The 12,414-nt window shown below is 37.0% G+C and carries 6 protein-coding genes; all 6 read left to right on the forward strand.

The genetic code is table 11. The features are described from left to right. Positions 1-22: 22 nt before the first annotated feature. The 6 genes from sov (at position 23) to cyoE (ending at position 12,414) form a co-directional block, all read left to right on the forward strand. The gene (gene sov, locus BHE19_RS00945) at positions 23-7,246 is read left to right on the forward strand and encodes a T9SS outer membrane translocon Sov/SprA (protein ID WP_070905606.1); all 7,224 of its coding nucleotides are present in this window, start codon (positions 23-25) and stop codon (positions 7,244-7,246) included. 88 nt (positions 7,247-7,334) lie between these two features. Beyond that, a complete protein-coding gene (gene gcvH / locus BHE19_RS00950) occupies positions 7,335-7,715 on the forward strand; it encodes a glycine cleavage system protein GcvH (protein WP_026110132.1) in 381 nt (126 codons plus the stop codon). A 4-nt stretch (positions 7,716-7,719) separates the two neighbouring features. Next, entirely contained in the window at positions 7,720-8,091 is a 372-nt protein-coding gene (locus BHE19_RS00955; protein WP_232424379.1) for a VanZ family protein, read from the forward strand. Positions 8,092-8,466: 375 nt separating this feature from the next. Beyond that, positions 8,467-9,210, forward strand: coding sequence for a deoxyribose-phosphate aldolase (gene deoC, locus BHE19_RS00960; protein ID WP_089059938.1), 744 nt, complete (start codon positions 8,467-8,469; stop codon positions 9,208-9,210). A gap of 18 nt (positions 9,211-9,228) precedes the next feature. After that, positions 9,229-11,352, forward strand: coding sequence for an energy transducer TonB (locus tag BHE19_RS00965; protein ID WP_070905607.1), 2,124 nt, complete (start codon positions 9,229-9,231; stop codon positions 11,350-11,352). 159 nt (positions 11,353-11,511) lie between these two features. Then, positions 11,512-12,414 carry a heme o synthase gene (gene cyoE, locus BHE19_RS00970; protein WP_017497889.1) on the forward strand — a complete coding sequence of 301 codons (903 nt, stop codon included), beginning with the start codon at positions 11,512-11,514 and terminating at the stop codon, positions 12,412-12,414.

Raw genomic sequence — 12,414 nt, forward strand, 5'->3', positions numbered from 1 at the left:
CAATTTATTTAAACCAACTAGTATGCGTAAAATTTGTATTTTTTTACTGTTTTTATTTTGCGGTAATGTTTTGCGTGCGCAAGTAAATCCCACAGTTCAAGATACAACTAAAACACAATTCTCCGTTGGTAAAGTAGAAATAGGAAATCCGCCAAGCATACTTTCAGCCTATCGGTATGATCCTATAACCGATCGCTACATTTACACCAGCTCCGTAGACGGTTTTAATATCAATTATCCAATTGTATTAACGCCAAAAGAATACGAAGATTTAGTTTTGAAAGAATCCAGAAGAGATTATTTCAGAAAAAAATCAGATGCTATTGATGGTAAAAAGTCAGGGAGTGAAGCAGCTAAAAAGAATTTACTACCGCGATATTATATCAATTCAGGACTTTTCGAAAGTATCTTCGGAAGTAATACCATAGATGTAAAGCCAACAGGATCAGTAGAAATGGACTTGGGAATCCGGTATACCAAACAGGATAATCCGGCTTTTTCACCAAGAAACAGATCTAGCCTAACGTTTGATTTCGATCAGCGAATCAGTATGAGTTTATTGGGGAAAGTAGGAACCAGATTAGAGGTAAATGCTAATTATGATACCCAGTCTACTTTTGCCTTTCAAAATTTATTTAAACTTGCCTATACACCTTCAGAAGATGATATTGTTCAGAAAGTGGAAGTAGGTAACGTGAGTATGCCTTTAAACAGCACCCTTATTCGAGGTGCCCAAAGTTTGTTCGGGGTTAAAACAGTTTTGCAATTTGGTAAGACAACTGTTACCGGAGTTTTCTCAGAACAGAAGTCACAAACCAAGAGTATAGTTGCAGAAGGTGGCGGTACCGTACAGAACTTTGATTTGTATGCGCTGGATTACGATAATGACAGACATTTCTTCTTATCTCAGTATTTCAGAAATAAATACGATGCTTCATTAAAAAGCTATCCTTTTATCGATAGCCGTGTTCAGGTTACCAGAATAGAAGTTTGGGTAACTAACAAACAAAACAGGGTAGCAACCAACAACAATAACTTACGTAACATTATCGCGCTTCAGGATTTAGGAGAAGGACAGGTTACGGGAGTTCCGGATAATCAGGTGGTGGTGATAAGCAATCCTGTCGGATTTTTTAATAACCCTATCGATACACCAACAAACAACACCAACAATAAATACGATCCGGCTACTATTGGGAAACCGGGAGCCTACCTAAATTCTAATATTAGAGAAATCGTAACGGCAAAATCAGGATTTAATAACGCAAATACCAGCGAAGGAACAGATTATTCTGTATTAGAAAACGCCAGGAAATTAACCGCAAACGAATTTACTTTCAATCCGCAATTGGGATACATTTCCTTACAGCAGCGTTTGGCCAATGACGAAATTTTAGCAGTAGCATTTGAGTACACTGTTGGAGGAAAAGTGTATCAGGTCGGAGAGTTTGGAAGTGACGGGGTTGACGGAACCGTAGTGACCGGAAACAACAATGCTAATAAAGCGATCATCACTCAGAGTTTAGTGTTAAAAATGCTGAAGAGTAATTTGACGAACGTTCAGAATCCGGTTTGGAATTTGATGATGAAAAACGTGTACCAAATTCCTCAGGCGTATCAAATCAAACAAGACGATTTCAGATTAAACATACTGTATACAGATCCTTCTCCAATCAACTATATTTCACCGGTACCGGGAACAACATTCCCTGCAAATCCTACCGCAGATAATAAAGTGGAGCTGACCCCTTTATTGAATGTCTTTAATCTGGACCGATTGAATTATAACAATGATCCGCAAGCCGGAGGAGATGGTTTCTTTGATTATATTCCGGGAATTACAGTAGACGTTCAGAATGCTCGAATTATTTTTAGTACCAAAGAGCCTTTTGGAGAATTGTTGTTTAAAAAGTTACAAAATACAGGTTCGGGTGAGAACTACGACGATCCGACTACCTATAATGCCAATCAGAAAAGATATGTGTTCAGAAACATGTACCGAAATACACAGTCCGGAGCTTTGCAGGACAGTGATAAGAATAAATTTTTACTAAGAGGAAAATACAAATCATCAGGAAGCAATGGTATTCCAATCGGAGCGTTTAATGTTCCGCAGGGATCTGTTGTTGTTATGGCAGCCGGAAGAAGACTGGTGGAAGGGATCGATTATAGCGTAGATTACCAATTAGGACGTGTTCAGATTTTAGATCCTTCGCTTCAGGCTTCTAATACACCAATTGAGGTGTCATTGGAGAACAACTCAATTTTCGGACAACAGACCCGAAGATTTATAGGTTTCAATGTTGAGCATAAAATTTCAGATAAATTTATTGTAGGAGGAACTTATTTGAAAATGAACGAAAGACCGTTTACTCAAAAATCAAGTTACGGTCAGGAATCTGTAAATAATACGATCTTTGGATTCAATGGAAATTACTCTACCGAAGTTCCTTTCTTCACCAGATTAGTTAACAAATTACCAAACATAGATACAGATGTTCCTTCCAATCTTTCGATAAGAGGAGAAGTAGCTTTCTTAAAACCGGATGCTCCAAAAGCCAGTGATTTTGAAGGTGAGGCAACTATTTATATTGATGACTTCGAAGGTTCTCAGTCTACCATCGACATGCGATCAGCGTATGCGTGGAGTCTGGCTTCGACACCATTTGTAAATTCTATCAATGACAATACTTTTAATGCCAATTCAACTACATTAGAATATGGCTTTAAACGTGCAAAATTGTCCTGGTATACTATCGACCCTGTTTTTTACGCTTCAAAACCATCGGGTATTTCAAATGATGATTTGTCATTAAATACCACGAGACGTATTTATAGCCGGGAATTATATCCAAATACAGATATTGCTCAGGGACAGATTCAGGTAGTGAATACACTGGACTTAACGTATTATCCGTCTAACCGCGGACCTTATAACAACAATCCGAATTTTGGTGCAAGTCCCGCCAGTTCTAATTTTGGAGGAATCATGCGTGCTTTGAATTCGACCAACTTCGAACAAGGGAATGTCGAGTACATTCAGTTTTGGGTAATGGATCCTTATGTAGGTAATGGAGAAGCAGCAGTTGGTAATACCGGAAAAATTTATTTCAACTTAGGAGAAATCTCGGAAGACGTTTTAAAAGACGGAAGAAAACAATACGAAAACGGATTAGGCCCGGATCAGATCATGGTAAATCCCAGACCGCTTTGGGGAGACGTTCCGGCATCACAATCTTTAATTTATGCCTTCGATAACAATGCAGGTAATCGTAGCAATCAGGATGTTGGTTTAGACGGTTTACCCAATTCGAAAGAAGCTTCAGTATATACAAATTACGGTGGAGAAACAGATCCGGCCGGAGACGATTATACCTATTATCTGAATACTGATGGAGGCGTTTTAGACCGCTACAAAAATTACAATGGTACAGAAGGAAACTCTCCCGTAAGTATCGATTCCCCGAACCGTGGATCAACAACTTTACCGGATGTTGAAGATATCAACCGTGACAACACCATGAGTACCATCAATGCATATTATGAATATAGCATCGATGTAAAACCGGGAATGCAGGTAGGGCAGAATTTCGTTACGGACATTCGTGAAGTAAGCAATGTTGAATTGCCAAACGGATCAACGACAACAGCAAGATGGATTCAGTTTAAAATTCCGGTTGCTCAACCGCAAAATACTATCGGAAATATTACAGATTTCAGATCGATTCGTTTCATGCGTATGTTCATGACCGGCTTCAGTGATCAGATGACTGTTCGTTTTGGAGCTTTGGATTTAGTGAGAGGAGAATGGAGAAGATATACCGGTACACTTGATGCCAACGATACGAATCCGGCTGACGACGGAACAGAGTTTGATGTTGCGGCAGTAAACATTCAGGAGAATGGTACAAAATGTCCTGTGAATTATGTGGTGCCACCGGGCGTTCGTAGAGAGCAGCTGTATAATAACAATACCATTATCAATCAAAATGAGCAAGCCTTAGCGGTTAGAGTTAGCGGTTCAGGATTACAATATCAGGATTCAAGAGCGGTTTTTAAGAATGTAAGTGTAGACATGCGTCAGTACAAAAAACTGAAAATGTTTTTACATGCTGAATCATTGCCAAACGAAAACACGTTACTCGATGATGAAATGGTAGGTTTTATCCGTTTTGGAAATGACTTTACACAAAACTTCTATCAGGTCGAGGTTCCTTTAAAAGTGACCAGAACCGGAGGGTCTTGTAGCATAAGTCCGGATCAGGTTTGGCTGGAAGAGAACAATATTGATTTAGCACTGGAGTTATTGACCCGAATGAAAATTAAGGGGATGACTGTTGATATTAATTCTGATAAAAGAGATGTTAACGGGATTTACTATCCGGATGACGACCTAAGTGTTGGCGGAGGTGATGGAGATGGCAGATTAAGATTAGGAATCAAAGGAAATCCTAATTTTGGTTTAGTCCGAACTTTGATGGTGGGAGTTAAGAGTAGGGCAGATCATAAAACCATTAAAGGAGAGATTTGGTTCAACGAACTTCGAATGGCCGATCTGGAGAACAAAGGCGGTATGGCAGCAATTTTAAATATCGATACCAATATGGCGGATTTTGCTACCGTATCGGCTACCGGTAAAAAGAGTACCATTGGTTTTGGATCTTTAGAACAAGGAGCAAATGAGAGAAGCCGTGAAGATCTACAGCAGTATAATATTGTTACCAATTTGAATTTAGGGAAATTATTGCCACACAGATGGGGAATCAATTTGCCATTTAATTACGCAATTGGAGAAGAAGTTATCACACCGGAATATGACCCGTTCAATCAGGATATAAAATTAAAACAGCTGATTAAAGAAACGACCGATGAGGCAGAGAAAGAGAACATCAGAACCAGAGCTGTTGACTATACCAAAAGAAGAAGTATCAATTTTATCGGCGTAAGAAAAGACAGAGCACCGGAACAGAAACCGCATGTTTATGACGTTGAAAATTTCACCTTCTCACAATCGTACAATCAGGTAGAACGTCACGATTATGAAGTGGCAGATTACGTAGACGAGCAATCGAATAGTGCCGTGAATTATGCGTACACTTTCCAGCCAAAAGAAGTGGTTCCGTTCAAGAAGACTAAATTCATGAAGAAAAGTGAGTACTGGAAAATGCTGAGTGATTTTAATTTTAATTATTTGCCTTCAAATGTTTCCTTTAACACAAATATTTTGAGACAAAGTAATCGTCAGCAATTTAGAGAAGTGGAAGTACAGGGAATTGGTCTTGATCCGTTGTACAGACGAAACTTTGCCTTTAATTATCAGTACGGTTTTGGTTTCAATTTAACGAAATCTTTAAAAATTAACTATACAGCTGCATCCAATAATATCGTAAGGAATTTTCTAAATGATGACAATACACCAAAACAGGATTTTAATATCTGGGACGATTATTTTGATATTGGAACGCCAAATCAGCACGTACAACAGTTAGTGTTGAATTATGACATTCCAATTCATAAAATTCCGGTACTGAGTTTCATCAAAGCAAATTATTCGTATACCGCCGATTATAGCTGGCAGCGTGCTTCGACTGCATTATCTGAATATGTGGATCCTGTCAGCGGAAGTACGTTTGATTTAGGAAACACTATTCAGAATGCCAATTCGAATACATTTACGACAACGCTTAACATGAACACGCTGTACAAGTATTTAGGATTAACTCCGGGTTCAAAAACAGGAGCAAAACCTAAAGCAGCTGCACCGCCAAAACCAGGGGAGAAGATTGTAAATACAGCAAAACCGGCTACCACTAGCAGTCCATTCTATGATGGCATGATTGGTATTCTGACCAGTATAAAAAATGTTCAGGTAAATTATACCGTGAATAGTGGAACCGTTTTACCGGGGTATACACCGGGTGTTGGTTTCTTCGGAACATCGAGACCTACTTTAGGATTTGTTTTCGGAAGCCAGGACGACATTCGTTTTGAAGCGGCGAAAAGAGGATGGTTAACCTCTTACCAGGATTTTAATCAAAGTTTTACTCAGGTAACCAATAAGCTCCTGAAAGTAACGGCGAACATAGACTTATTGCCTGATTTGAAAATTGACCTGAATATGGATCGTAATTATTCTGAAAATAATTCAGAGCAGTATAGTGTTGTTAAAAATAATGTGACCGGAGATTTAGATTATAAGGCTTTGTCACCTTATAATTATGGGATGTTCTCTATTTCAACAGTGCTTATAAAAACAGCATTTTCGACCAGCACCGCAACAGAGTCTGCCGCATTTGATGATTTCAGAAACAACCGTATGATTATAGCAAACCGTCTGGCAGAGGAGCGTTATGGTGCAGGAGCACCAATTCCGAGATATGGAGATGCTAATAACCCAATTCCGGCTCCTACAGATCCTAATTATAAAGTATATACGGCTAATGAAGGGTATCCGATAGGATTTACCAAAAGCAATCAGGCGGTTTTATTGCCTGCATTTTTAGCGGCTTATACAGGAAGTAGTGCATCAAGCAGCTCGACAGATATTTTCAGAAGCTTCCCAATTCCAAACTGGAGTATTAAGTACAACGGTTTAATGCGTTACAAATATTTTAAAGACAAATTCAAGCGTTTTTCTTTACAGCATAATTATAGAGCATCGTATACCATCAACCAGTTCAGATCTAATTTTGATTATATAGAGAAGCCTAACGGACAGGATGTGAATACCAATTTCTTTAACAAAACCATCATGTCTAATATTAACCTTGTGGAGCAATTCAGTCCGTTAATCCGAATGGATTTTGAATTGAAAAGCTCATTACGCGTATTGACAGAGATTAAAAAAGACAGAGCTTTGTCTATGAGTTTTGATAATAATTTATTGACCGAAGTAAAAGGGATGGAATATGTTGTAGGTCTGGGCTATCGTTTTAAAGATGTAATTTTCTCCTCAAGACTTGCTGATTCTCCAACGGGAATTATCAAAAGTGATATCAATATTAAGTGTGACTTTTCGTATCGAAATAATGAAACCTTAGTGCGCTATTTAGATTATGACAACAACCAATTAGCAGCAGGACAAAATATATGGTCGTTAAAACTTACGGCAGACTATGCATTCAGTAAAAACCTGACCGCGATATTCTATTACGATCATTCGTTTTCGAAAGCGGTAATCTCGACAGCATTCCCTTTAACGAATATTAGATCAGGATTTACACTTCGATATAATTTTGGGAATTAATTTTGAATTTCTAAAGAGGATTTTATTATAAGATTATTACATTTGTGCCTCAATTATTAAACTATCAATTTTCAAACACACAACTATTATGAGCATACCAGCAAATTTAAAGTACACAAAAGATCACGAATGGGTTAGCATCGAAGGAGATGTTGCAACAGTAGGAATTACTCATTTTGCACAAAAAGAGTTAGGAGATATCGTGTACGTTGAAGTAGAAACTTTAGATCAAAAACTTGACAGAGATGAGGTTTTTGGAACAGTTGAAGCTGTAAAGACAGTATCAGATTTGTTTTTACCATTAACAGGAGAAATCATTGCCTTCAATGAAAATCTTGAAAGCGAGCCTGAAACTGTGAATTCTGATCCTTACGGAGATGGATGGATGATTAAAATTAAAATTGCTGATGCATCAGAAATTGATTCTTTATTGTCTGCTGACGCTTATAAAGAACTTATAGGTGCCTAAACAATTGCTTTTAATCTGGGCAATTATCTGCTCAGGAATCATTACTTATTTTTGTTTAACAGATTCCAGTAATATTCCGGCCGTAAATTTTCCGAGTATAGATAAGATTGTCCATTTTTGTTTTCATTTTGGATTTACAATTTCCTGGATTTTGTTTTTCAAAAAAGAGCTGAAAGGAAAAGCACCAGACGATTACAAGGCCTATTTAATTTCATTTATATTTTCTGTTTTTTTCGGAATTACAATCGAAATTCTGCAAGGTGTTTTAACGGTTACACGAGCATCAGATGTAACAGATGTTTTAGCCAATGCACTTGGAGCTATTTTTGGTATTTTTGCCGCTATAGTTTTTAAAAAACAAATCGATAAAATTTAAGAATATAAAACCCACTTCGGTGGGTTTTTTTTTGTGCTCTAATCTTAACACTTTCAAGGTTGATTAAAACTTTGAGACTTTGCGAGCAATGTTATTATAGTCCGGAAAAAATGGATAATAAAGATTAACGATTTTTGATTTCAGATGTTATAAAACCGACGATTGTATCATTAAGAAACATCAAACCAAAAAGCAGCAATCGTTACTCTGTATTCAAAAATCTATTAGTTTAATGATAGTGCGTTGTCAGATTATTTTTCATGTTGCTTTGTTTTAAAAGAAACCCGTGGCTACTTTACGTAAATCTTCCCAGCCTTTGTGATTCATTCTAATTTTAAATGTATTTTTGCAGAATTCTCAGAACACGCACAAATCATGAATGTTAAGCAATATCTGGACTCTACGTATTTAAAAACAGCCTCTCAGGCAGGACTTTCGGAAGCAGAAAATACCCTTGTGGTTAAAAATGCTATTGAAGAGGCAATTCACGAAGGTTTTAAACTCATCATGATTCGGCCCGAACAGGTAGTTTTGGCAAAAGAAATGATTCATAAAGCCAATTCGACTTTGCTGATAGGTACAGTCATTGACTTTCCTGAAGGAGACTCAGATTTAGAGTCTAAATTAAAAGAAGCCAACAAAGCAATCGAAGACGGAGCAGATGATCTGGATTTTGTTTGCAATTATAAGGCATTCAAAGAAGGCGATGTTGATCTGGTCAAACAGGAAATTTTAGTGGGAACACAAATTGGTCTTGCAAGCAATAAAACAGTGAAATGGATTATTGAAGTTGCCGCCTTAAATGATACACAGATCATTCAGCTTTCGGCATTGATTAAAAATGTAGTGATGTCTCATTTTAAAGAAGAAAACTACAGTTCAGTTTTCGTGAAGTCGTCTACCGGATTTTATAAAACCGAAAACGATTTGCCAAACGGAGCTACCCTTCCAACAATTATAATGATGCTGGAAAACGCATCACCTCTGCCAGTTAAAGCTGCCGGAGGAGTTCGGTCTTATCAGGATGCCATAGAAATGATTCGATTAGGTGTAAAACGAATCGGAACCTCTGCTGCAAAAACAATTGCGGATGGAGGGAATACCTCAAATCAATATTAAATAAAAACCTAAATTTACGTGAATAAGATTGCCCTGTCTTTTATTTTAACCTTAACCGCTTTGTTTGCTTTTTCTCAGGAAAGTAACAATACTTCAATCAAACCCGGTTTCACTGCAGAACAGTTTCCGGTTTTTCCAAACTGTGAAAATCTTCAATCCAAACAACTTGAAAATTGTTTTTATAAAGAAGTGCAGGATTTTGTATTTCAGAATTATCAGGTGCCAGAAAATCTAAAACAAGCCAATTATAAAGGAGAAGTAAAAGTGTTGTTCGAAGTAGATGCAAATGGCGAATTTAAAGTAATTTATGTAAACGCGTTAAACGATGCGTTATCAGAAGAAGCTAAACGTGTTTTTAAGAAGTTTCCCAAAATAAAACCTTCTACCTATAACGGAAAACCAACTTATTCCAAATACACAATTTCGATCGATATTCCTTTAAAAAGTGCCAATCAGATTGCTCAGGAAGCATTAGCTGCAGCCCAAATTTTAAAGCCTATCGAAAAACCAATGACAGAACTGGATAGTATTGTGTATAAAAAATACAACAATCCGGAATTTGAAAGCCATTTGAATATTCCGTTTTCACACAGCTATTATGCACAGTTTGATAAAGCAATGAATCAGGTGGGAAGTAATAACCATACCGCATCAAAGCCGTTTACGTATGCTGAAGTTTCAAAATATTATAATTTAAAAGCAGTAAATCAATCCCTTCAGAAAAATGTTTCCACCTGGCTGGGGAGAAAATTCTGGAATGAAAATATGGTTCAGATTCAGGGAGAAGATTATTGGCTGTCCTTAAATCCTATTGTGGATTTACAAATGGGAAAAGCCTCGGATCTGGATGCTTCCTACACCTACGTAAATACACGTGCCTTAAATTTCAGAGGAGGATTAGGAAAACAAATCAATTTTACCACAACTATTTTTGAAAGTCAGGGACGATTTGCGGGTTATTATAATGATTTTGCCGAAACCTTAAAACCGTCAGGAGGAAATCCGGCCATTCTTCCGGGAATGGGAATTGCGAAACGATTTAAAACAGATGCTTATGATTTTCCTTTAGCAGAAGCAAATATTACCTACGCACCAAGTAAATTTTTTGATCTGCAATTGGGTTATGGAAGAAATTTTATTGGTGATGGATACCGTTCATTACTTGAAAGTGACGGAGCAAGTCCGTATCCGTATTTTAAAATCAATACGACCTTCTGGAAAATAAAATACACCAATACATATATGTGGCTCAAAGATGTTCGTCCGGATGTAACATTGGAAAGAACTTATGCCACAAAATTCATGGCCAATCATTACCTAAGCTGGAACGTGTCTAACAAACTGAATTTAGGCTTTTTTGAATCAGTAGTCTGGACAGATAATAACAACAGAGGTTTTGATATTAATTTTGTGAATCCAATTATTTTCTACCGTTCTGTCGAGTTTGCATCATCATCAAGAAGTGGAAATGCATTATTGGGAGTAACGTCTAAATACAAGTGGAGCAATAATATTAATTTGTATGCTCAATTTTTATTGGATGAATTCTCATTAGGAGATATGAAAAGCGGAGACGGCAGTTGGAAAAATAAATTTGGATACCAATTGGGAGCAAAATATTTCAATGCATTTGAAGTAAAAGATTTGCTGCTGCAGCTGGAATACAATCATGTGCGTCCGTATGTATATGCGCACAGTGCGGTGATTACCAATTACGGGCACAACAATCAGAGTATAGGGCACCAATGGGGAGGTAATTTTTCAGAACTGGTTGCAATCGGACGTTATCATAAAGGGCGTTATTTTGCTGATGCGAAATTTACCGTTGGAAAAAGAGGTTTAGACTTTGATACCGCTGAAGATAGTTTTAATTACGGAAGTAACATTTATAAAAATTATGATGAGAAACGACCGTATGATAAAGGTGTAAAAGTAGGACAGGGAAATAAAACAAACGTTTTTATAGCAGATATACAAGGAGGATACCTGATAAACCCGATGACGAATCTGAAACTGTTTGGAAGTTTTTTATATCGAAATTTTGATCCTACGAAAAATACACCAACAACTTTTAAGCAAAGTACTACCTGGTTTTCTATCGGATTGCGTTCTGATATCTTCAATTGGTATTTTGATTACTAGTGTTTTTAATAAGATTTTTTGATATAATAGTGTTAAAGATTTGCAAGTCCTTATTTTGTAAAGGTTTTATTGAAAAAAATCTAATTTTATAGGTCTAAATTCTACAATCTAATTTGTACATTTGCACCACTCAAAAAAAACATACAAATAATTACTGTATTGAACGCGACTAAAAATACATTTTCACTAAAATCAATATTTACCGATTTCAAAGAGATTACCAAAGCTGGTTTAGCAATCAGTGTATTGTTCTCTTCCGTAGCCGGATATTTATTGGGAGTTAATGAGGAACATCCTTTTAAATGGAGTGTTTTGGCAGTTTTGGCAATCGGTGGATATTGCATGGTTGGAGCTTCGAATGCATTTAATCAGGTGATCGAAAAAGATATCGATGCTTTAATGGATCGAACCAAAAATCGCCCGGTTCCTTCAGGACGCATGTCTCCAAAAATGGCTTTGTTTGTAGCAAGTTTGCTTACTATTATTGGTATCGCCTTGCTTTACACTATAAATGCTAAGTCGGCTATGTTTGCCGCAATCTCCATATTCTTATACACCAGTATTTATACCCCTTTGAAAACGGTAACTTCATTGTCTGTTTTTGTAGGCGCTTTTCCGGGAGCAATTCCTTTCATGTTAGGCTGGGTTGCTGCTACAGGAGAATTTGGTATAGAAGCCGGAACACTGTTTTTAATTCAGTTTTTCTGGCAATTTCCTCACTTTTGGGCAATTGGCTGGTTTTTGTATGAAGATTATGAGAAAGCCGGAATCTTCATGTTGCCAACAGGAAAAAAAGATAAAGGAACCGCTTTGCAGGTTATTTTATATACAGTTTGGTTGATTGTTGCTTCGTTATTACCGGTTTTAGGATATACAGGGCAATTGTTTATCTCGCCAATAGCAGCAATTTTAGTGTTTTTGTTAGGTTTATGGATGTTGTTTTATGCAGTACGTTTGTATCAGTTAAGAACACCAAAAGCAGCGAGAACTTTAATGCTGGTAAGTGTTTCGTATATCTCGTTACTGCAAATCGTATTTATAGTAGATAAATTTTTAAGATAG

This window comes from Flavobacterium tructae (genome assembly GCF_001853485.1).
GTDB classification, from domain to species: Bacteria; Bacteroidota; Bacteroidia; order Flavobacteriales; family Flavobacteriaceae; genus Flavobacterium; species Flavobacterium tructae.

What these genes read in the sequence shown, in the direction of transcription:
- sov (WP_070905606.1), top strand. Translation starts at nt 23, where the DNA reads ATGCGTAAAATTTGTATTTTTTTACTGTTTTTATTTTGCGGTAATGTT.
- gcvH (WP_026110132.1), top strand. Translation starts at nt 7,335, where the DNA reads ATGAGCATACCAGCAAATTTAAAGTACACAAAAGATCACGAATGGGTT.
- deoC (WP_089059938.1), top strand. Translation starts at nt 8,467, where the DNA reads ATGAATGTTAAGCAATATCTGGACTCTACGTATTTAAAAACAGCCTCT.